Source organism: Candidatus Palibaumannia cicadellinicola, assembly GCF_000754265.1.
Taxonomy (GTDB): Bacteria; Pseudomonadota; Gammaproteobacteria; order Enterobacterales; family Enterobacteriaceae; genus Baumannia; species Baumannia cicadellinicola_B.
The window spans coordinates 277,831-301,062 of record NZ_CP008985.1 but is presented as its reverse complement, the minus strand read 5'-3'; the positions used below and the strand labels follow the sequence as shown (position 1 = coordinate 301,062).

Annotated in this window: 19 protein-coding genes, 3 tRNA genes and 1 pseudogene; 3 read left to right on the top strand and 20 right to left on the bottom strand. The window is 42.8% G+C overall.

Annotated elements, in window-relative coordinates; genetic code table 11:
- Positions 1-35 precede the first annotated feature (35 nt).
- A pseudogene (bioB, locus tag IM45_RS01400) lies at positions 36-963 on the bottom strand (biotin synthase BioB); the annotation flags it as partial.
- Between the two features lie 104 nt (positions 964-1,067).
- Between bioB and bioA the strand changes: the two are divergent.
- A complete protein-coding gene (gene bioA / locus IM45_RS01395) occupies positions 1,068-2,357 on the top strand; it encodes an adenosylmethionine--8-amino-7-oxononanoate transaminase (protein ID WP_038498311.1) in 1,290 nt (429 codons plus the stop codon).
- 62 nt (positions 2,358-2,419) lie between these two features.
- Here the strand turns inward: bioA and pgl are convergent, their stop codons facing one another.
- The 19 genes from pgl to dksA all read right to left on the bottom strand — a co-directional run bounded on the left by pgl (position 2,420) and on the right by dksA (position 20,026).
- Positions 2,420-3,406: a 6-phosphogluconolactonase gene (pgl, locus tag IM45_RS01390; RefSeq protein ID WP_038498308.1), complete on the bottom strand. Its 987-nt coding sequence runs from the start codon at positions 3,404-3,406 to the stop codon at positions 2,420-2,422.
- A 94-nt stretch (positions 3,407-3,500) separates the two neighbouring features.
- Positions 3,501-3,586: transfer RNA gene (locus IM45_RS01385), tRNA-Leu, on the bottom strand.
- Positions 3,587-3,599: 13 nt separating this feature from the next.
- Positions 3,600-3,670, bottom strand: a tRNA-Cys gene (locus IM45_RS01380).
- 136 nt (positions 3,671-3,806) lie between these two features.
- Positions 3,807-3,881 (bottom strand) — tRNA-Gly (locus IM45_RS01375).
- Positions 3,882-3,937: 56 nt separating this feature from the next.
- Entirely contained in the window at positions 3,938-4,501 is a 564-nt protein-coding gene (gene pgsA, locus IM45_RS01370) for a CDP-diacylglycerol--glycerol-3-phosphate 3-phosphatidyltransferase (RefSeq protein WP_038498305.1), read from the bottom strand.
- A 128-nt stretch (positions 4,502-4,629) separates the two neighbouring features.
- Positions 4,630-5,823, bottom strand: coding sequence for a multidrug efflux MFS transporter MdtH (gene mdtH, locus IM45_RS01365; protein ID WP_038498302.1), 1,194 nt, complete (start codon positions 5,821-5,823; stop codon positions 4,630-4,632).
- Positions 5,824-6,064: 241 nt separating this feature from the next.
- A complete protein-coding gene (lipA, locus tag IM45_RS01360; protein WP_038498299.1) occupies positions 6,065-7,036 on the bottom strand; it encodes a lipoyl synthase in 972 nt (323 codons plus the stop codon).
- Positions 7,037-7,109: 73 nt separating this feature from the next.
- The gene (gene lipB, locus IM45_RS01355; protein WP_081901718.1) at positions 7,110-7,847 is read right to left on the bottom strand and encodes a lipoyl(octanoyl) transferase LipB; all 738 of its coding nucleotides are present in this window, start codon (positions 7,845-7,847) and stop codon (positions 7,110-7,112) included.
- A gap of 7 nt (positions 7,848-7,854) precedes the next feature.
- Complete coding sequence (mrdB, locus tag IM45_RS01350) at positions 7,855-8,967, bottom strand: peptidoglycan glycosyltransferase MrdB (protein ID WP_038499521.1); 1,113 nt, start codon at positions 8,965-8,967, stop codon at positions 7,855-7,857.
- A gap of 6 nt (positions 8,968-8,973) precedes the next feature.
- Positions 8,974-10,836, bottom strand: coding sequence for a peptidoglycan DD-transpeptidase MrdA (gene mrdA / locus IM45_RS01345; protein WP_051984599.1), 1,863 nt, complete (start codon positions 10,834-10,836; stop codon positions 8,974-8,976).
- Positions 10,837-10,932: 96 nt separating this feature from the next.
- The gene (nadD, locus tag IM45_RS01340; RefSeq protein WP_038498296.1) at positions 10,933-11,568 is read right to left on the bottom strand and encodes a nicotinate-nucleotide adenylyltransferase; all 636 of its coding nucleotides are present in this window, start codon (positions 11,566-11,568) and stop codon (positions 10,933-10,935) included.
- Positions 11,561-12,598: a DNA polymerase III subunit delta gene (holA, locus tag IM45_RS01335; protein ID WP_038498293.1), complete on the bottom strand. Its 1,038-nt coding sequence runs from the start codon at positions 12,596-12,598 to the stop codon at positions 11,561-11,563. Before holA ends, nadD begins: the two co-directional genes overlap by 8 nt.
- The gene (gene lptE / locus IM45_RS03620) at positions 12,595-12,978 is read right to left on the bottom strand and encodes an LPS assembly lipoprotein LptE (RefSeq protein WP_144241938.1); all 384 of its coding nucleotides are present in this window, start codon (positions 12,976-12,978) and stop codon (positions 12,595-12,597) included. The genes holA and lptE overlap by 4 nt, the downstream gene beginning before the upstream one ends.
- A gap of 113 nt (positions 12,979-13,091) precedes the next feature.
- Positions 13,092-15,674: a leucine--tRNA ligase gene (gene leuS, locus IM45_RS01325; RefSeq protein ID WP_038498290.1), complete on the bottom strand. Its 2,583-nt coding sequence runs from the start codon at positions 15,672-15,674 to the stop codon at positions 13,092-13,094.
- Positions 15,675-15,833: 159 nt separating this feature from the next.
- Positions 15,834-16,685, bottom strand: a complete 852-nt coding sequence (panC, locus tag IM45_RS01320) for a pantoate--beta-alanine ligase (RefSeq protein ID WP_038498287.1) — start codon at positions 16,683-16,685, stop codon at positions 15,834-15,836.
- Between the two features lie 19 nt (positions 16,686-16,704).
- Positions 16,705-17,499: a 3-methyl-2-oxobutanoate hydroxymethyltransferase gene (gene panB / locus IM45_RS01315; RefSeq protein ID WP_038498284.1), complete on the bottom strand. Its 795-nt coding sequence runs from the start codon at positions 17,497-17,499 to the stop codon at positions 16,705-16,707.
- Between the two features lie 78 nt (positions 17,500-17,577).
- Complete coding sequence (gene folK, locus IM45_RS01310; RefSeq protein ID WP_038499515.1) at positions 17,578-18,084, bottom strand: 2-amino-4-hydroxy-6-hydroxymethyldihydropteridine diphosphokinase; 507 nt, start codon at positions 18,082-18,084, stop codon at positions 17,578-17,580.
- A 5-nt stretch (positions 18,085-18,089) separates the two neighbouring features.
- Positions 18,090-19,433, bottom strand: coding sequence for a polynucleotide adenylyltransferase PcnB (gene pcnB, locus IM45_RS01305; RefSeq protein WP_081901717.1), 1,344 nt, complete (start codon positions 19,431-19,433; stop codon positions 18,090-18,092).
- Positions 19,434-19,570: 137 nt separating this feature from the next.
- The gene (gene dksA / locus IM45_RS01300; protein WP_038498281.1) at positions 19,571-20,026 is read right to left on the bottom strand and encodes an RNA polymerase-binding protein DksA; all 456 of its coding nucleotides are present in this window, start codon (positions 20,024-20,026) and stop codon (positions 19,571-19,573) included.
- A gap of 317 nt (positions 20,027-20,343) precedes the next feature.
- Here dksA and mrcB point away from each other — a divergent pair, with 317 nt between their 5' ends.
- Complete coding sequence (gene mrcB / locus IM45_RS01295) at positions 20,344-22,797, top strand: bifunctional glycosyl transferase/transpeptidase (protein WP_038498277.1); 2,454 nt, start codon at positions 20,344-20,346, stop codon at positions 22,795-22,797.
- Positions 22,798-22,830: 33 nt separating this feature from the next.
- Entirely contained in the window at positions 22,831-23,175 is a 345-nt protein-coding gene (erpA, locus tag IM45_RS01290) for an iron-sulfur cluster insertion protein ErpA (RefSeq protein WP_038498274.1), read from the top strand.
- Positions 23,176-23,232: the final 57 nt, after the last annotated feature.

Genomic DNA, 23,232 nt, shown 5'->3' with positions numbered 1-23,232 from the left:
ATTCGTACTATTGGGAGTATACGTCTCTATCTTAATATTTAACTTACGAAATAGTGCTTTATCACGTTCCTCTGCTGGGTTAGGGGTGGTCAGTAGCTTGCCACCGTAGAAAATGGAATTAGCGCCGGCCATAAAGCATATCGCCTGGGTTTGTTCGTTCATCTGTTCGCGTCCTGCAGATAAGCGAACATAAGAGGTAGGCATCATAATGCGTGCTACAGCAACGGTACGGATGAAATCGAAAGGATCTATATCTTCATTTTCGGCCAGCGGCGTACCACTTATTTTAACGAGCATGTTGATCGGCACACTCTCCGGAGGTTCCGGTAAATTAGCTAGTTGTACCAATAACCCAGCGCGATCGATGATCGCTTCCCCTAAGCCTAGGATACCGCCAGAGCATATTTTTATCCCTGCCTTACGGACTTTTTCAAGTGTCTCCAGCCTATCTTGATAACTACGTGTAGTAACGACACTACCGTAAAATTCCGGCGAGGTATCTAAGTTATGATTATAGAAATCTAGACCTGCTTCTGCTAGACGTTGTGCTTGCTTACTACTAAGCATGCCTAAGGTCATGCAGGTTTCCAATCCCATGGATTTAACTCCTTGCACCATGCTCTCAAGCAATTCCATATCACGATCATGTGGGTTCTTCCAAGCAGCTCCCATGCAGAAACGTGTTGAACCTGCATTACGTGCTTGTTCCGCTGCGTCTAAAACTTGCTGTAACTGCACTAGACGCTCACTATCCAATTTGGTGTCGTAATGGGAGCTCTGTGGGCAATATTTACAATCTTCGGCGCAGGATCCGGTTTTAATCGACAAAAGTGTGCTGATTTGTACTTGTCCTGGGAGAAAATTTTTTCTGTGTACTTGTTGAGCGTGGAAGAGTAAATCAAAAAAAGGCTTATCAAACAGTGCGGTGGCCTGTTTTAGCGTCCAACGTTGAGTTTCTGGCATAATCTATGCTCCAACATCATGATGGAAATTAATAGTATTAGTTTATAGTTTGCCATTATACTGTCAACACAATATTAAAGATACATATTTGATAGGATTCACAGATGCACCAAGACTACCTTGCTTTTGATCGCCGTCATATCTGGCATCCCTATACTTCAATGACCCATCCATTACCTAGCTATCCCGTTCTATCAGCTGCCGGCTGTGAACTCACCCTGAGCGATGGACGTAGGTTGGTAGACGGAATGTCTTCCTGGTGGGCAGCCATTCATGGTTATAACCATCCGGTCATTAACCAAGCAATGAACGATCAAATAAGCCGTATGTCACACGTTATGTTTGGCGGCATTACCCACTATCCAGCGGTAGAGTTATGCCAACGTCTTGTAGCGTTGGCACCTTCTGGCCTAGAGTGTGTTTTTTTAGCTGATTCCGGATCTGTAGCGGTAGAAGTTGCTATGAAAATGGCTATACAATATTGGCAGGCTAGCGGAAAGCCGCGTGGTAAGTTTCTAGCTTTACGCCAAGGTTATCACGGTGATACTTTTGGCGCGATGTCTGTATGCGATCCCGACAACTCTATGCATAGATTGTATCAAAACTATCTACCGACACACTTGTTTGTAGATTCACCACAACGACGTTTTGGAGATACCTGGCGCGCTGGCGACGATCTGAACCTTAGTACCACTCTTGCTACTCATCATACGTCTCTGACTGCTGTTATTCTGGAACCTATTATGCAGGGCGTAGGCGGCATGCACTTTTACCATCCGTACTACTTGAGGCTCGTACGCGAGTTATGCGATCAATATGGGTTACTACTGATTGCTGATGAAATAGCTACCGGCTTCGGTCGTACCGGTGAATGGTTTGCCTGTGATCACGCCGGTATCTCACCGGATATTCTCTGCGTAGGTAAAGCGCTAACCGGTGGCGTAATGACACTATCCGCCACATTAACGCGCCGTCATGTCGCAGAAACTATTAGTAATAGTGATGCAGGCTGCTTTATGCATGGTCCAACTTTCATGGGTAACCCGCTTGCCTGTGCTGCCGCCAATGCCAGTCTTTCATTACTAGAAGACGAAAGCTGGCGCCCGCGTGTTGCGGCTATTACTGCGCAACTACGTGCTGGTTTACTACCTTTATTAAGTCACCCGCAAGTCCGAGATGTGCGAGTATTAGGGGCTATTGGTGTCGTAGAAACTAAATTGCCAATAGCGTTGTCTACGCTACAGAGCTGGTTTGTTGATCAAGGAGTTTGGATTAGACCATTTGGCAGGTATATTTATCTCATGCCGCCATATATTATTAATGTAGAAGCGATGCAGCATTTAATTTACGCCATAGCTAGTGCTCTAGATTATAAAACTCATTTTTTAGCATAAGAAATTATTCAACAGTAAAAGAATAGATTATATCAGAAGCATTAATGAAGATGACTTCTATACTACAAGTTAATAATTACTACGCAGATGGGACCTTGACCGACAGCGTAACGGGACAATTGATTTAGGACGCCGTTTTGTTTATCTATACCATACACCGTAACAGAATTGGATTTCTGGCCGCTGACAATTAAATAGCGCCCTGTAGTATCGATATTGAATCCTCTTGGCTGGATTTCAGTGGTCTGATGTCTCATTAGATGTAATACCCTGCCATTCTCTGATACACTACAACAGACGATGATACTTGCACTACGATCACTACAATATAACCATCGGCCATCAGGGGTTATATGAATGTCTGCTGCCCATCTAGAATCGTCTAAATAAGCTGGCATAATATCTATAGTTTGTATTATACACGGATTATGGGTTGTGCATATCGTAACGGTACTATCCAGTTCGTTGATAGTATAAGCATATCCACCAGCATAATGAAATGCCATATGGCGCGGACCAGCACCGATCATACACTGCACTGCTTTTGGTTCATAGGGTATTAAGGTACCTGCTTTAGCTCTATGGAATAGACGGATACGGTCTTCTTTTAGACAAGGAACCCATACGACTAGATTATTAGTATCCACATTAGATGAATGACAATTTATTAACTGATCGATAATTTGCATCGGCGCGCCCACAATACCTTGTTCATTGATTGGGCTGACGCTTAAACAGCTACCGTTATAAGAAGCACAGTACAAGGTACGGCCTAATAAATCAGTGGTTAAATGGGTTGGGCTGCTAGATAGTGACGCTCGGCCTACTTCACTGAGTAAACCATGATTAATATCAATGCGGTAGCTAACTACGCTACAAACAGGACGTACACCAAGATACAGATGTGTTTTAGCGGGATTGATGGTCATTGGCTGCCCTATTCCCGGCGTATTGACCACCTGTAGTCGCGTTAGTATACCCCTGTTATCCATCTGTAACACATGAATTTGTTTACTTTCAGGACAGGAAACATAGACAATTGTCTTCATCTCGCACCAGTTTTATAATATGAAATAGAAATCAGTATCAGTAGATGGGAGTAATCTAGATTGAGATTATCAAATATCTTTGATGATTATTATCTGGTACCCGGGACGAGACTCGAACTCGTATAGCTAAAAGCCGAGGAATTTTAAATCCCTTGTGTCTACCAATTTCACCACCCGGGCATTGGAAAACTTAAGGCGCGTTCCGGAATCGAACCGAGGTTGGCGGATTTGCAATCCGCTGCATAACCACTCTGCCAACGCGCCGTATATAAATAATTTTTTTTCTGGTAGGAGATCTGTTACCTGAAATAATTCACAACGATTGGGAGAATAAATGATTTTACTAAAATATAATATTCCGCATAAATAACTTTTATAAGGAAATTTATTAATTTTACTTTGGAGCGGGAAACGAGGTTTGAACTCGCGACCCCAACCTTGGCAAGGTTGTGCTCTACCACTGAGCTATTCCCGCAGCTAAATTGCGGCTTTCTACCTAATAACCTAATTATACTAAGTTTAAAATAGCAGTCAAGATAATTGACGTTTTTTTCGTACCATAGCGCGCCATACAACGTATAAATACTGAAACATTGACCATAAGGTCAACATTGTTGCGATATACAAAGCAACAATGCCTATCAACGTAACTAGCTCTTGAGAGCGCCATAGTAGTGCTACTAATGCTAGCATTTGTGTAGTTGTTTTGACTTTGCTAATCCAAGTAACGACAACGTTACGACATTTACCTACTTTTGCCATCCATTCTCGTAACGCAGAGATAAAAATTTCGCGTGCAATTATAGTAGCGGCTGGTAACGTTATCCACCAGGTATGAAAATGTTCTGCTACTAGTACTAGCGCAACAGCTACCATAACCTTATCTGCAACTAGATCAAGACATGCACCAAAGCGGGTAGTTTGTTTATAGTAGCGTGCTAAAAAACCATCTAACCAGTCAGTAACCGCCGCAAGAACGAAAATTAACGCACTTGCAAGCGGCCCCCACTGAAAGGGTAAATAGAAGGTTAGGACAAAGAACGGTATTATGACAATACGGAACAAAGTCAGATAAGTCGGTATATTTAATTGCATAGTACTTTGGTAACTCTCTGGCTAGAAGAGACGTTACTAGTGCCTTACTAGCGCTATTTTTGCAAGGCTGCAACAAAATGATTTTGTTAGACCATTCATTATATTCTGTCCTTGCCCCTACTATTAAATTAAACATCAGATGGAGCGCTGCTGGGCTGAAATTGGCAATAGAAGCCCAGCAGGGTAATTAGACCTATGAGTCCTAGCATAAACCAAGGTAACTGCGGTATATCTAGCTGGTTGCCTATATCATAAAGCCAGCCGCCCCCGCTATAGCCAATTGCTCCCCCGAAAGCTAGGCCGATACGGCTGAAGCCCATGTAGCTACCACGTGCGCGATGATCTGCTAGTGATGCGCCTAAAGTTTCGCGTGCTGGTTCGGCGATAATCGAACCAGTATAAAATATACCGATTAGGAAAAATAACACTTGTAAATTATGAATCATCCCGATAGGAAATAGACTCAGTAACATTATCGTGAGGCCTACCATAAATCTTGTTTCTAAACGAAAGCGTTTTTCGCTCCATCGAGCAATTGGGTACAATAGCGATAACGATAAGGCAGCTTCGAGAGCATATGTCCATCTTACCGCAGCGGGCTGACCAGCAACCTCATTTACCCGTATAGGCAGCATCAACATCACCTGCACTGATAAGACATAATAACCGGTCAATGTTAAAACATAGGTTACAAAACGCTGGTCATACAGTACCCGTCGCATTCCTTCTAGCATAGAGGTCTGTACCATAGAGATGCGGTAAGCTGGTAGTAACCAGGCGTTAAAAATAGCTGCGAACACAAACAGCACAGCACCAGCTAAACAAACTAGTTCAAAATTATATTGTAATAGCCAGCTCCCTAGCAGTGCACCAACCATCGCACAAGTGCTGTCCTGTATCATTAATAGTGAATAAAAACGACCACGCTCCCATGGTCGAGTAAGTTTAATAACGAGTGCCGTACGGGGAGGGTCAAATAACGTACCACCTAACGCGGATAGGGTGCAGGACAGCCAGAGCAGCCACGGTTCATCGGCGATACCCATGAACACAAAACCTAGAGCACGCATCAGCATTCCGGTTATAATCATTGGTTTTGCTCCCAGTTTATCAGCGAAAGCACCGCCGAAAATTCCTAAACCTTGTTGAATAAATTGGCGCAGTCCAAGAGCAATGCCGACTAGTAGCGCGGCCCAACCCAGTTGATCGACGAAACGAATAGAGATAAGCGGAAAGACGATATAAAAGCCCATTACTACCAGCATATTATCCATGAAAAGAAAATACTTACCCAAGCTCCGAGCTTGTGATACCGAAGACATGCTGCACCATAGGTTATAATGAAAGATGATAAGACACCATATTTTGAACTTAATATGAGCTGAGCGATAGTGCGGTCATTGATGATATTTTGAATAGCACAATAGTGAGTGATGGTAAAATCAATAATATAATAACATTAGTGTATAAGTTATGTCTATTGTTATTTTCAACAGACTTAGTTCCCCAGCATTGCCATTTTATAACATAGTAAAAAGCGCCATATTGATTTCGTCTCATATGTTATTTCACTTCAATGCCTTTGTCCTGTAAATCAGCATGGTAGGAAGAGCGCACAAAAGGACCGCAAGCAGCATAGGTAAAACCCATAGCCAGTGATTCTGCTTTGATTTCATCAAATTCTTGCGGACTTACATAGCGTTTGACCGGTAAATGATGACTGCTAGGCTGCAAATATTGACCAAGCGTTAGCATAGTAACACCGTGTAGGCGTAAATCACGGATGACGTCCATTATTTCTTCTTTAGTTTCGCCCAAGCCTACCATCAGACCAGATTTAGTTGGTAAAGATGGATTATCTTCTTTGAATTGTTCAAGCAACTTTAACGACCGCTGATAGTTCGCACCCGGTCGAACCTGCTGGTAAAGACGTGGTACGTTTTCTATATTATGGTTAAACACATCAGGTGGCGCGGTATTAATTATTTCAAGTGCCTGTTTCATGCGACCACGGAAGTCTGGTACCAGTATTTCAATGCGAGTAGTAGAGTTCTTTGCGCGAATAGCACGGATACAATCTACAAAATGTTTCGCACCACCGTCTTGTAGATCATCGCGGTTTACCGAAGTAACTACTACATAGCGCAATCTCATCTGGGTAATGGTTTCCGCGAGTTTTTCTGGTTCATTGATGTCTGGAGTGAATGGTCGACCATGCGCTACGTTACAAAAAGGGCAACGGCGGGTACAGATAGTACCTAGAATCATAAAAGTAGCAGTACCGTTATTGAAACATTCAGCAATATTGGGGCAAGATCCTGCTTCACATATAGAGTGTAAGCTATTTTTGTGCATTGCGGTCTTGATTATCTGAATACGGTCGTAATTTGCTGGTAGTTTAATCCTCATCCATGAAGGTTTACGTAATATTGCTTCACTTCTTATAGTTTTAGTTTTCACAGCTTTTAACGTAATTTGCTCTGTATCAAGATATTTTATACCGTATTCTATCTTAATTTTGTTCTTGTTATTCATCAACATGTAAGTCCCGAACAAAAAAATATCCTTTTAAAATAAAAAGGGCCAAACAGCTTGTATCGATTATAATTTAAGCTAGGTAATCAATAGGACTCCAGGTTTTAGGAACTCCTATTGTTGCTCCAAGTCGCGACAGGAACGCTTCTAACAATACCGTAACTATGTCTTCTATTACGGGTGTAACTGGTGACAGCTCACTAACTTGAGTCATACGCAAGCTTGCTTCACCACAGGGATTAATACATAAAAACGGTGCTAAATCCATAGTTATGTTTAGCGCTAGGCCGTGCAAAGAACAGCCTTTTATAATGCGCAAACCGATAGAACAAATTTTATCGTCTCCTACGTATACCCCGGGTGCGTTGGTACGAGTATCAGCAGTAATGGCGAAGCGGGAAAGGGTAGCGATCACCGTTTCCTCTAGTAGCGTGACTAGATTGCGTACGTTGAGCTGACGCCGGCGCAAATTGAGCATGACATACATTAATTGTTGACCTGGACCATGATAGGTTACCTGTCCACCACGATCGCTTTGAACTACTGGAATATCTCCGGGCATCAGTAAGTGTTCTGATTTACCAGCCTGCCCCTGAGTAAAAACAGGTTGATGCTGCACCAGCCATATTTCATCCCTAGTTTTCGCTCGGCGCTGCTCAGTAAAACTATGCATAGCGAGTGAAACTAGTTCATAGGGTTGTAGGCCAAGTTGTCGAATAATTACGTAATCAGTCTGTGTCGTTATCTCGGGCTCGGGATTTATGATGACGCAGGATTGGCTATCCTGTCTCTCTTTGAGATTTGTACTCATTTTGATTTTATAAACTTTTTGACAACATTTTTCGATGAGTATGTATCGACATTACTATACCAAAACCTATCATTAACACAATCAGAGACGATCCACCATAGCTAACGAGCGGTAGCGGCACACCAACAACGGGTAAGATACCACTTACCATACCAATATTAACAAAAACATAAACGAAAAAAATAAGCATAAAACCTCCCGCCATCACTCGGCCAAAAGTATTCTGCGCACTAGCGGCAATTACTATACCGCGGATAATCACGCTCAGATAGAGCATCAGCAGTACTAGAACGCCTAGGAATCCCAACTCTTCGCCTAATACCGCAAAGATAAAGTCGGTGTGACGCTCCGGTAAGAACTCTAGCTGTGATTGTGTACCATGCAGCCAACCTTTACCGTTTAGACCACCAGATCCAATTGCTATTTTCGACTGAATAATATGATAGCCGGCCCCAAGAGGATCGGTTTCAGGATCTAATAGCATTATTATCCTGTTTCGTTGATAATCGTGCATGAGGAAAAACCAAAGCACCGGGATAAAAGCAAAGACGAGCAATCCAGCAACTGCGATTAATTTACAACTAATACCAGAAAGAAATAGCACAAATAGACCTGATGCGCCGATTAAGATCGCGGTGCCTAAGTCAGGTTGCGCCGCTACTAGCAGAGTAGGGATAAAAATCAGCATCAAAGCAATGGCAGTATTCTTCAAAGATGGTGGATAACTATCTCGGTTAATGAAACGCGCTACCATTAATGGTACAGTTACTTTCGCGATTTCCGACGGCTGAAAACGTACCAAGCTTAAATCTAACCAGCGTTGGGCACCTTTACGAATTTGCCCGAAGACGTCTACTAGTACTAGTAGCAATAGGCATAACATGTACAAATATGGCGCCCATCCTTCATAAACTCGCGGTGGTACCTGCGCTAAAACTAGCATCACCAACAGGCCTATGATAATCTGAACCATCTTGCCTTCCATTATGCCTATATCCTGACCGCTGGCGCTCCATATCACAAAGGCGCTGTAGAGTAGTAGCAGTGTGATGAAAAATAACAACATCACATCGATATGTAGTTTATTTAATAGTATACTTTGTGGGGAATGATTAGTCATTGTCATTTAATCATGTGTCTTCTCATCTAGCAGCATGTAGTCTAAAATTTTCCTAGTAATGGTGCCTACCGCCGGACCTACTCCGCCATTTTCTAACAACACAACTACACAGACCGTTGGTTGATCGTATGGGGCGAATGCTGTCATCAATTTATGATCGCGTAGCCGTTCGGCTATCTTATGAACATTATAAGTTTCATTCGCTTTTAGGCTATAGACTTGAGCGGTACCTGATTTCGCAGCAGTCTTATAAGGTGCATCGGAAAAACTTTGCCGTGCTGTGCCGTTGGGGCGGTTAGCAACACCGTACATGCCGTCTTTAGCAATTTCCCAAAATTCCGAATTCGGATCTCCAATTTGGCTATTATTATGTTGGTGATATTGTACGAGCTGACCATTTTCCCGTGTACCAAATAGTAAATGTGGTGTACCGACGGCACCGTTATTAATGAGCGTCATCAGTGCTTTTGACATTTGTACCGGTGTAGCAGTCCAATATCCTTGGCCGATGCCAACTGAAATAGTATCCCCCTGATACCAAGGTTTATTGAAACGATTCATTTTCCAATGACGCGTAGGCATCACGCCAGCACGCTCCTCAGAAAGATCAATTCCAGTATTCTGACCATAGCCAAATTTTATCATCCACTCTGATAATCGATCAATTCCCATATCATAGGCAACCTGATAAAAGAAAGTATCTGCTGATTCCTCAAGAGCCTTGGTTACGTTAAGCCTACCGTGCCCCCAACGTTTCCAATCTCGATAACGTTTTTCTGAGCCTGGTAATTTCCACCAACCAGGATCAAATAGCGAGAAATGTTTCTCGAGAACTCCTAAGGTTAATGCAGACACTACAATATAAGGTTTAACAGTGGACGCAGGGGGATATACTCCCTGGGTCGCGCGGTTTATTAGTGGATAATTTTCATCCTTTAGTAGATTATGATAATCTTGACTGGAAATACCTTCTACAAAAAGATTAGGATCGAAACTGGGGTTCGATACTAATGCTCGGATACCACTGTCTCGCGGATCTACAACTACTACTGCAGCACGGCTACCAGCTAATAGTTTTTGAATATACTGTTGTAGGCTTAAATCTAACGTAAGATAGATGTCTTTGCCAGCCTGTGGTGGCTGCTGATGTAGTTGGCGAATAACGCGGCCGCGGTTGTTTACTTCTACCTCTTCATAGCCTGTTTTTCCGTGTAGGGTGCTTTCATAGTAACGTTCAATACCTAGTTTTCCGATATCGTGCGTTGCTGCATAATTGGCTATTATGCCCCTTTTTTCTAGCTGTGCTATATCGTAGTCGTTAATTTTGGCAACATATCCTATAACATGGGTTAAAGCTGAGCAGTAAGGGTAATAACGACGCTGGTATTCTTTAATCTCAACGCCAGGAAAACGGAATTGGTTCACAGCAAAACGTGCCTGCTGTACATCAGTGAGATTTGACTTTAGTAGTAATGAAGTAAAATTTCGTGAACGTTTACGCTCTTTTTCGAAATGGGCTATATCGTTATTAGTTAGATCTACAATAGAACTCAGATCTTCGAGAGTTTGTTTTAAATTATCTACTTTTTCTACTACCAGTTCTAGCTGATAAATAGTGCGGTTCAACGCTAGTGGTGTACCGTTGCGATCATAAATTATTCCTCTACTCGGCGTGAGAGGTACCAGCTTAATACGGTTTTCATTAGAGCGGGTGCGGTAATCTTCAAAGTTAGTGACTTGCAGAGAATATAAATTCAAGATAAGCACACCGCTGAGCAGCAAAATACCGGTAAACGCTACTAGTACACGGCGCACAAACAGCGCTAATTCAGCTGAATAGTCGCGAAATGGGTTACGTATTATTTTCATTTCGTAAAATTGACGATAACTATCGCATTATCTAATAATAATTAATTGTATTATTCATACTTGCTAAAAATTATGCTTTATAGCGTAGTGCGCACACTAGCGGTATAAACCTTGCTCGTCAATATAACCTTGTACCGAAGGCGTTAATAAATCATAGCAGGGTAGAATGGCATGTAGGCGTCCGCGAATATCACTAGCTGAAATTGCTAATTCTGGTGTTGCAGCGCAATATACAAGCCCCGCAGGTTGGTGGTGTAGCGCAGTAGGATCATCTGTTAAACGATTTTCCATCCAGTTATAACCATGTTGGTAACCAGGTCGTGCGCAAACTAGAATATGGCACAGCTCTAATAATTCTTTACTTCGGTGCCACTGTGGCAGTGTTAATAGAGAATCTTGACCAATAATTAAACCTAGTGGTGCCATAGGACCGTACTCCCTACGTATAGCTTGAAATGTTTCCACAGTCCAAGATGGCGTGGCGCGACGCAATTCACGTTCATCAATAATAAAAAGCTCACCAGGTGTGTCGGCAATAGCTAGTCGTGTCATCATTAGTCGTTGCTGAGGGGTTGCTTGTGGTGGTGGACGGTGTAGTGGAATATGATTCGGTAAAAGGATAACGCGTTGTAAATTTACTAACTGTGCTAACGCTATCACCGGCTGTAAATGGCCATGATGAATAGGGTCGAAGGTTCCGCCGTAGAAGGCTGTCAAGAATCTTTCAGACATCTATCATCGCGGTAGGAAAAAGCGTATTACTACATAATAGTTGTCCTAAGGCATTGATATCAGCCCAGACATAATCACTATAATCCTGCTTAACCGTGAGTTCTATCTTTAGCATGAGTGCTATTGCCTGATAGAGTTGTTGTACGCTAAGACGCTGTAGCGCCTGCATGAGCAACGGTCTGCGATTTTGCCAAATTTTATGCTGGTCGAACAATATACGCGCAGGCGTGTAGGCCATATGACGTTTGAGGGTAAGTAGTAGAAAAATATCTCGCTGGATATAGCGCAGGAGTATCACTGGTTCCCTAGCTTCTAGCCTCAATTGCTGTAGGATATGACTCGTACGTTTACTGTTGCCAGACAGTACCGCATTTATCCAATGAAACGGAGTAAAGTAAGAGGTATCGGTTACTGCCTCTTCTACCAACGGTAGAGTTAGTATGCCATCAGGATGAATTAGCTTTAGGCGCTCAAGTGCCTGGACCAGAGCAGGTAAATTACCTTCATAGCAATAACACAACAACTTACAAGCAGCATCATCTAGCGACAAATGCATGTTTTTAGCACGGTTCTTCACCCAGCATGGTAATTGTGCTGGGTCAGGCGTCGTGCAGTCAACCAGCACCGCATTATTGCTACTCAATGCTTTGAACCAGAAACTATTTTCTTGAGCACGAGTTAGTTTTTGGCCACGCAAAATTAATAGGAAATCTGGATGTAACAGCGACACCAGTATGGCTAGTTTTTTCTCGATAGTTGCAGTTACACCGTTTTCCGGTAGTCTCAGCAATAAAGTCTGGCGGTGGGCAAATAGGCTTAGTACTTGACTCAGGCTGAAGATGGTATCCCAATCAGTGACATCTTCTAATGAGACGCGGAAATGTTCATTAAACTTAAGAAGCTGCGCCTTAGCTTGAATACTGTCTTCGCTCTCTTGTAGTAATAAGAGATCATTCCCAAGGAGTAAATAGCAAGGACGCAAATGATTTTGTAGTTGCGTCCTGAGCTGTTCCGGATAAATCCGGATCATCGCGTTGCCGAGACCACCATCAGCTGTGGCAACAAGATCTTGGCCAAAGCATCATCAGTAGTATACACATGTTGCAGCACTAACAAAAGTTGATGCACCAGCTGCTGCGAAGCCTGTTGGTGCATCTCCTGGCGAATCATATCTTCTTCCTCGTTTTTAGCTAGTGCCATTAGCGGATTATCAAATAAAGTACGGTAGACCTTAATATTAATGGGATAATAATCCTTGTTGGGCATGAAGAACTTTATTTGGTATCCTGCCGTTTTACCATCTTGGAATACCGAGATGGTCACTTTACTTTCCGATGAATTAAGAATGTACAGTGATGGCATAGCTGGGCTATTAGTATCGTCGTGGATAGTAATATCATTTATATGCAACTATGTGAATTGGTATTCTACGTAAATGATAGCAACAGCTAGTAGTCAAAATCACTGCTAAACCTAGCATCGGTGCAAAAGTGAGGTATCGTATACCGCCTTCTTCTATTAACCTAACCTACTACTAGGTTTATCAGTTTTCCAGGAATATAAATTACTTTATGTACTTTAGTATCTTCTAGATATTTAGCAACCGATTTTTCTCTAGAGGCACGTTCCAGTACAAATACTTCGTCGGCATCAGCGGGCACGGTAATTCTACTGCGCCGTTTACCATTTATCTGAATTACTATTAATTGAGCGTCCTCCACCAGCGCTGATTTGTCCACTATGGGCCATGGGGCATTATCAATGTTTCCTTCTCCGCTCAGTGCCTGCCATAGCGTGAAGCAAACATGAGGAGTAAATGGATACAACATACGCACTACCGCAAGTAGAGCTTCCTGCAACAGAGCGCGGTCTTGTGTACTATCCTGCGATGCGTGTACCAATTTATTTATGATCTCCATAATTGCGGCAATAGCAGTATTAAAAGTTTGGCGGCGGCCGATATCATCGGTAACCTTAGCTATTGTTTGATGTAGTAAGCGCCGGAGTACTTTGTGTTCGTCACTCATAGCTGCGAAATCTAGCGCAACTACTTTGCCCCGCTGGGTATGTTCATAAATTAGCTTCCAGATGCGTTTCAAAAATCTATTAGCTCCCTCTACGCCAGACTCTCGCCATTCCAATGTCATTTCCGCTGGAGATGCGAACATCATAAACAGACGCACAGTATCAGCGCCGTATTTTTCGACCATAATCTGCGGGTCAATACCGTTGTTTTTAGATTTTGACATTTTACTCATGCCTGCGTACACCAGCTCATTACCCTGTGAATCTAGAGCTTTAACAAGGTAACCTTTTTCATCACGCTGGACGCTGACATTAATCGGTGAGACCCATATATGCTCACCGGTACTACTTACGTAGTAAAAGGAATCAGCCAGTACCATACCTTGACACAGTAGACGTTTAGTAGGCTCATCGGACCTCAACATCCCAGCATCGCGTAATAATTTATGATAAAAGCGGAAGTACATCAAGTGCATGATTGCGTGTTCAATACCTCCGATATATTGATCCACTGGTAGCCAATAGTTTGTGGCGTTAATATCTAACATACCTTGGTCATAATGTGGACAAGTATAGCGCGCGTAGTACCATGAAGATTCCATAAAAGTATCGAAGGTATCAGTTTCACGCATCGCAGGATTACTATCATAGGTAGTCTTCGACCATCGGTCATCGTCTTTAAGTGGATTAGAGATCCCGTCCATGAAAATATCTTCTGGTAATATCACCGGCAGCTTATCTACTGGCGTTGGTACTATGGTGCCGTCTTCTAGTGTAATCATAGGTATCGGCGTGCCCCAGTAACGTTGGCGGGAAACTACCCAGTCCCGTAGGCGATAGTTAATTTTTCTCTCGCCTATACCACGTGCTACTAAGACGGTTGCAATAGCTTGGCAGGCCTCTTGATAATTCAGACCATCGAAATTGCCAGAGTTATACAGAATACCTTTTTGAATCATTGCCTGCGCGCTGATATTAGGTTCGCTCCCGTCCGCATTGCGGATTACTGTTTTTATGGGTAGAGAGTATTTGCAAGCGAACTCCCAATCCAGCTGATTGTGTCCAGGTACTGCCATGACTGCTCCAGTGCCATAATCTTTCAGCACAAAGTTCGTCACCCATATTGGTAGCTTCTCTCCGGTCAACGGGTGGATTACGTGCAGACCAGTAAAGACACCAGTTTTGACCCTCGTGACCATTTCCGCTTCTGTTACTTTCGTATGTTCGCAATTATTCATAAAATTTTTTAATGCTGAATTATCGCTAGCAGCTTGCCGTGCAAGATAATGGTGTGTTGTAATCGCAAAATAGGTAACGCCCATTAAAGTGTCAGGACGGGCGGTATAGACGGTAAGTTGGTCTTCTATTTCCGCAACCTGAAAGGTAATATTGATGCCTTCAGAACGCCCGATCCAATTACGTTGCATGATTTTGATCTGTTCTGGCCAGCCATCCAATTGATCTAAATCATCAAGTAACTCATCGGCATAAGCAGTAATTTTAACAAACCACTGTGGGATATCTTTGCACTTGACGCGAGTGCCACATCGCCAACAGCAACCGTCGATAACCTGTTCGTTAGCCAGTACCGTTTGATCGTTTGAGCACCAGTTCACAGATGACGTCTTCTTATAGACTAAGCCTTTTTCATATAACTGGATGAAGAACCACTGTTCCCAACGGTAATATTCTGGCCTGCATGTTGTAATTTCACGGCTCCAATCGTAGCCAAAACCTAGTCGCTTTAATTGATTCTTCATAGCGTCAATATTCGCATAGGTCCATGATGCCGGCGCTATTTGGTTTTGAACTGCTGCTCTTTCAGCAGGTAGCCCAAAGGCATCCCATCCGATTGGTTGTAGTACGTTTTTACCTTGCATCCGCTGATAACGAGAAAGTACGTCTCCGATGGTGTAATTACGTACATGTCCCATATGCAAACTGCCAGAAGGATAGGGTAGCATAGAAAGACAATAATATTTTTCTTTACTAGTATCTTCGGTTACCTTGAAAGTTTCATGTTTATCCCAGTATTTCTGAATTTGGGCTTCTATCTCTTTCGGGTCATAAAGCTCTTGCATAGCAGTAAGTGGTCCTTAAGTAAAATATAGCTGCGCTGGCGCGAGTCGAGCAAATCATTATGCCTTTGTATACAGCTGTGATACTGGTAGTATCAGAAAGGTAGGTGATCTAAAAATCAAACGCTGAGGAATCAGTAACGCAAGCAAGTAAGTACGTAATCAAGGAAGATTAACTTTGGCGTTATCTATCAGCCTGGCTTTGCCTAGCCAAGCACTAAATAACACTACTGCCTGTTTGCTCTCCACCGTTAATGGTTGTAAAGTGAGTGCATCGCGGATTTCTAGCATGTCCGGAGTGAATCCAAATTCACGTAATCGCTTTGCTGCTTTATCAAGTAGCTCATCGGTATACCTATTACCAGAGCATAAAGATTTGACCAGCTTTTGCATCACTTGATAAAGTTGAGGTGCTAACTTACGTTGTTCTAGCGTAAGATAACTATTACGTGAACTCAGTGCCAAACCATCGGCTGTACGAACAGTTGGTATAGCTATAATTTCAATATCATAGCTCATATCTTGCACCATCTGCCGAATAAGCGCTAATTGTTGAAAATCTTTTTCACCGAAGCAGGCCACATGAGGCTGTATTAAATTAAACAGTTTACTGACAATTGTGGCGACACCGCGAAAGTGACCTGGTCGGTTGATACCTTCTAGGATGCCTGATAAACGTGGCACATCGACAAAGGTATGGTTATCAATTCTATTAGGATAAATAGCATTTACCGACGGTGTAAAAAGAGCATCTACGCCACTCAAGATTAGTTTGCTACAATCTTCCGGCAAAGTACGTGGATAAACTGCTAAATCCTCCCTCCGGTCGAACTGCATCGGGTTTACGAATACGCTTACCACTACAATATCCGCCTGTGCCCGCCCTTCATCAATTAGGGTCATATGCCCATCATGTAGATTTCCCATAGTAGGGATAAGGGCTATGCGCCGTTGTGATTGGTGCCACTGCTGAATGATTTGACGTAAGGTAGTGGTATTGTCGATAATCAGCACGCTACTCTCTCCTCTAACATCAATAGAAACTGTGTTGTGTAGCGGGGAATTCGCCCGCTTCCACCTCTTGCACATAAAGGCGGATTGCGGCAGGAATGTCTTCACAATCTACCAGAAAGTTTCTAGCAAAGGATGGTGCACGATTACCCGTTATGCCTAGTACATCGTGCATCACTAAAATCTGACCATCGGTCATAACACCAGCGCCGATTCCAATCACTGGTATCGATAATGCACGTGTGACACGCTCGGCTAACGTAACGGGCACGCATTCTAGTACCAGCATTTGGGCACCAGCCAGCTCTAGTGCTATAGCATCAGCTAGTAGTTTATCAGCACTATCTTTGTCCCTACCTTGAATTTTATAGCCACCAAAAATATTAACTGATTGAGGAGTGAGACCGAGATGGCAACATACTGGGACGGCACGTTCTGTTAAGCCACGAACGGTTTTCGTAATCCAGAAACCACCTTCTAGTTTTACTATGTTAGCACCGGCCCGCATAAGCGCGGCTGCGCTCTCGTAAGCCTGAGATAATGTAGCGTAACACATAAATGGTAGGTCGGCTAGTAGCAAGGATTTTGTGGCGCCGCGCCGGACGCAACGTGTATGGTAAATCATATCGTCTAATGTTACTGGCAGGGTAGAATCATGTCCCTGAATAGTCATTCCAAGTGAATCTCCCACAAGCATAACACTAATACCATGCTGTTCGAAGAGAGAGGCAAAGGTAGCGTCATAGGCAGTAATAGAAGCAAATTTTTGCTGTCGTTGTTTCTGATGCCGTAAATAAGAAATAGTCGTTATGTTCATACAACCTCTGTATAAGAAATCGTCGTTATGTTCATACAACCTCTGTACTGTATGAGTATCCACAATTAGCAAAAGATTTTACCAATATCGAATCCGGTGGGTATCATCCCAGAATATTAGACCATTACGTGCAATCTTACGCCGTAGATTCACTAGTATGGTGCCATTGGGTAAACGTAGGTTTGGAGCGATTTCTTCCAGAGGATAAAGCATGAATTCACGGTTATGCATATCATAATGGGGTACAGTCAACCTACTGGTAGCAATGATTTTAGTTCCGAACAGTAAAATATCTAAATCTAACGTGCGCGGCCCAAAGCGGTGTATTTGACGATCGCGTCCCTGCTTGAGCTCAATAAATTGTATATGAGCTAGAAGCTCTTCGGGTGTCAGTGCTGTTTCTAACGCCACTACGGCATTAAGGTAATCCGGCTGATTTTGGGGCCCCAGTGGACGGCTACGATAGTAGGAAGAACACATAACCATATGAGTTTTAGGCAAGCTTCCCAGCGCTAATAGCGCTGTGTCTACCTGCTGCAGTGGTTCAGCGAGGTTACTGCCAAGCGCCAACCATACTCGCTCCATCATAATCATAATTTTTCGTTATTCAGATTCAGTATGCTCAGGGGCTGCATCTGCTTCTGACGTGATGGTGTTCCAGTTTGTAATTCATCCCACCAGTGGGTAATCCGCTGCAATTCTACATTTTGCTCTACTTCAGCACGTAGCACTAGTAAATCATAGGCAGCGCGAAATTTAGGATGCTCTATTAGCTTTTTAGCTTTTTTACCATGAGAGCGGGATAACCTGAGCTGTAATTGCCACATATCACGGATTAATGTCGTCATCTTTTTAGGAAGAGCTAATGTTTTGCACTGTTTATCTAATATCTCATTCATAGATAGTATAAAAGCTTCGAAGTAGGCCAGGTGGTTTTCCTGTGTTAGTTTTTGTGCATAATCAAGTAAAGGATACCATAGCAGAGCGGCAAATAATAAAGCGGGATTAACCCGTCTTGCTTTATGAAGGCGCTGGTCGGTATTTGTTAGTACTCGGCTAATCATATTTTCCATATAGCTATCACCGTGCTCGGTAAAGTTTCGGCTAATAAGCGGGAACAGTGGTTTGAAAAGCTGGTATTTACACAGTAGGCGATAAGTTGGCTCACCGTATCCTGCTTGTAGTAATTTTAGTGCTTCTTCAAATAACCTAGCCGGAGGAATATTCTCCAATAGTGTTGCTAGTTTGAGAATAGGCTTAGCGGTTTCTTCGCTGATGGTCATATTTAATTTAACGGCGAAGCGCACCGCGCGCAACATTCGTACTGGATCTTCCCGATACCTAATCTCAGGATCTCCAATTAGACGAATAGTGCCTTCCCGTAGATCTTTTAAGCCACCCGTATAGTCGCGCAAAGTAAAATCTGTTACACTATAATAAAGACTATTGACAGAGAAGTCTCGGCGCTGAGCATCTTCCTCAATTGAGCCGAAGATATTATCACGTAATAGCATACCATTATTACAGGTCAGTTCAGTTTGAGAATCTAGTACCTTATGATGACCTCGTAAGGTAGCCACTTCAATTATTTCGGTACCGAATATCACATGGGCAAGACGAAAGCGGCGGCCTACTAGTCGGCAATTGCGAAATAATTTACGCATTTCTTCTGGAGTGGCATTAGTCGTGATATCGAAATCCTTTGGTTTTTTACCCAACAAGATATCACGAACACAACCTCCGACCAAATAGGCCTCGAATCCTGCCTTACTAAGGCGATAAAGGACCTTTAATGCATTTGCACTAATCTCTTTACGTGAGATTGAGTGTTTATTGCGCGGAATCATTGTTAAAGGGTGTCTATCCTCTAATACCGTATCCGCGTTTTCACGGTTAAGTACCTGACGGCAAAAGTTGGCTGTTTGGGTAAAAATAGTACACCTCAGTCAAAAATAAATAATTAAAAACAATAGATTGCCAATCTTGCTAAATTTTTATACAAAATAATAATCGTTAGAAGGGTTAGTTGGGGGTCAGCGAAATTACACCCTATTCTGTTTCTTTTATTATCTTACCCTGCCATCTGCTTTTCACGAATTTCAGCTAAGGTTTTGCAGTCTATACACAAATCAGCAGTAGGACGCGCCTCAAGGCGACGAATACCAATTTCAATTCCACAAGATTCACAAAAGCCAAAATCATTTTCTTCAACTTTTTTGAGGGTTTTTTCAATTTTTTTTATTAGTTTACGTTCACGGTCACGATTACGCAGCTCAAGGCTAAATTCTTCTTCCTGAGCGGCACGATCTACTGGATCGGGAAAGTTTGCAGCCTCATCTTGCATATGTAAAACGGTGCGTCCTACTTCATCTCTTAGCTGATTTCGCCAGGCTTCTAGAATACGTCTAAAATATAGCAGTTGGGCATCATTCATATATTCTTCGCCAGGCTTCGGCTGATACGGTTCTACTCCAGCTATGGCGAGAAGACTCAAGGAGGATGTTTTACGATTTTTTCCTTCTGGCATGTTGCTTCTCCTTTTCTAACTAACCTAACACGTACTAGAGATCCCTAATGTGGTGAAAGAAACAGATCGATCGCTATAAATACCAGATGACTTTAAGGTTGGCAATGATTCATTCCTTATGCCAACTTGACAAGCGTATTGAGCTAAACCATAAAAAACATGCGAATTTTATACTTTTTAGTTTGATGATGAAATATCTTAAGTTGACGCCATAATGTAGCATGGCAAAAATATTGTGAGGTACTTGTGAGCCATAAACTATTCAGTGATAGGCCGTAGCATAATTTTATCTATCAGCAATGTGGAGAATTACAAAGATGTCTGTGGATAACCGTGAACCTATCGGACGTCATAGAAGACTCGCGAAAACACGCAGCGATGCACGATATAGGCGACGGACGAGAAGACGACCACATCAAAAAATATTTCGTCTCAGCTGGTATATCCGTATCTTGATATTACTAGTTATCTTAATGGTGTTATATGGCCTTTATCTCGATGCGCAGGTACGTAGCCGCATAGACGGTAAGGTGTGGCAATTACCGGCTGCGGTTTATGGCCGCATGGTAAACTTAGAGCCCGGTATGTCCTATAGCCGCGATGAAATCGTCACACTATTAGAAAATCTGCAATATCGCCCAGTGTCTCATATTACCCGTCCTGGTGAGTTTATCGTGCATGATAATAGTATTGAGCTGTTACGCCGACCTTTTGATTTTCCTGATGGAAAGGAAGGACAAATTAGAGCTACCATAACTTTTACTAGAAACAAACTACTGCAAATTAAAAATCAAGAGATCCAACGTAATCTTGGTTTTTTTCGCCTAGATCCTCGATTGATTACCATGCTACAATCGCCAAAAGGCGAGCAAAGACTTTTTGTCCCCCGCGCAGATTTTCCAAATCTACTAGTAGAAACGCTTATAGCTATCGAAGATAGGCATTTTTATCAGCATGATGGTATTCACATATCTTCTATTTTACGGGCTTTCCTGGCTAACTTTACTGCAGGACATGCGATACAGGGTGGTAGTACACTCACCCAGCAACTAGTAAAAAACTTATTTCTGAGCAACAAACGATCTTTATGGCGTAAGCTTAACGAGGCATATATGGCCTTACTATTTGATTATCGCTATAGCAAAGACCGCATTCTAGAACTTTATCTAAATGAGGTCTACCTTGGTCAAAGTGGTAACGAGCAGATACGCGGATTCCCGCTGGCTAGTCTTTACTACTTTGGTCTACCGATAGATGAACTGAGTTTAGAACAGCAAGCTATGCTAGTAGGAATGGTAAAAGGTGCTTCGTTGTATAACCCTTGGCGCAATCCAGAGCTAGCGCTAGAACGTCGTAATCTAGTTATAAAATTACTAGAAGAACAACATGTGATTGACATAGATCTCTATAACATCTTGAGTACACGTCCGCTTGATGTGCAGCCACGTGGCGGTGTACTTACACCGCAGCCTGCTTTTATGCAAATGGTGCACAAAGAGCTACAGAGCAAGTTGAAAGATAAAATAAACATACTATCCGGCGTAAAAATTTTCACGACATTAGATCCCGTTTCGCAAGCTGCAGCGGAAAAAGCAGTAGAGGTAGGTATTCCTGCTCTACGCGCTAACCATGGTATTCAAGATCTAGAAGCCGCTATGGTCGTTGTAGATCGTTTAAGTGGAGAAATTCGTGCTATGGTAGGTGGTGCTGAGCCGCAGTTTGCAGGTTTTAACCGCGCCATGCAAGCCCGGCGTTCAGTTGGATCGCTCGCAAAACCAGCGACTTATCTCACCGCTCTTAGCCAACCGAATCAATATCGGCTCAATACTTGGATTGCTGATGAGCCACTTGCTATTCAGCAGCCGAACGGTCGTATCTGGTTTCCTAAAAACTATGACCGACAGTTCCGCGGTAAAGTGATGCTAGTGGACGCGCTCACTTATTCACTCAATGTACCTACTGTCAATCTTGGTCTAGCAGTAGGATTAGATCCTATCATTAATACTTTGATCAAATTGGGAATACCAGCAACTGTACTTAATCCGGTGCCTTTGCCTTCGATGCTACTAGGAGCTATTAGCCTGACGCCAGTAGAAGTTGCGCAGAAATTCCAAACCATCGCTAGCTGCGGCAACTATGCCAGCTTATCGGCGGTACGTTCAGTTGTGAGCGAAGACGGCAAGGTATTGTATCAAAGCTTCCCGCAGGCAGAACGGGTGATTCCGGCCCAAGCTGCCTACCTAACGCTATATGCCATGCAACAGGTCGTAGAGCGGGGAACCTCACACTCGCTAGCTATTAAATTTCCCACCTACCATCTCGCTGCAAAAACAGGTACTAGTAACGAACTACGCGACAGCTGGTTTGCCGGTATAGATGGCAAAGAAGTCTCTATTGTTTGGATTGGTCGCGATAATAATGGGCCAGCTAAGTTTACTGGCGCTACCGGTGCTCTGACTTTATATCGCCGCTATTTGGATAACCAGGCGCCGATGACGCTAAATCTGACACCTCCCGAAGAAATTAGCAAAATGTCTATTGACTATGCAGGAAATTTAGTCTGCAATGGCGATAGTACATTGCGTACACTACCTATTTGGACTGATGATCCTGAGTCTTTATGTCAGACAATACCGATCCTTCAACCAGGAGAAACAGATCGAGGTCCGTTAATAAATCCGGAACCGGGACATAAAAAAACATTAGAATTAGAGAAAAACGGTTATAGCAGCGGAGTTTTTGGTTGGCTAAAATACCTTTTTCGTCATTGAGTCAATGAAGCTCTACAGCGAGGAAGAAACATTATGAATCAAACTACGATATTGCCTTTACAATTAACCGATTCAGCGGCAAGTAGAGTAAAAAAGCTGATTATGGAAGAAGCAAATCCAAATCTTAAGTTACGAGTCTACATTACCGGTGGTGGCTGTAGTGGGTTACAGTACGGCTTCACTTTTGATGAAAAGGTCAATAACGAAGATGTCATCATAGAGAAACAAGGTGTCGTGCTAGTAGTAGATCCCATGAGTCTACAATATTTATTGGGTGGATCAGTTGATTACCGCGAAGGACTTAAAGGTTCGCGCTTTATTGTAATTAACCCTAACATAAAAACTACTTGTGGCTGTGGATCTTCATTCAGTCTTTAATCAATCTCTTGCTACCTATTTTTTATCGACCATAAAGCACAAAGATTATTCTAGGAT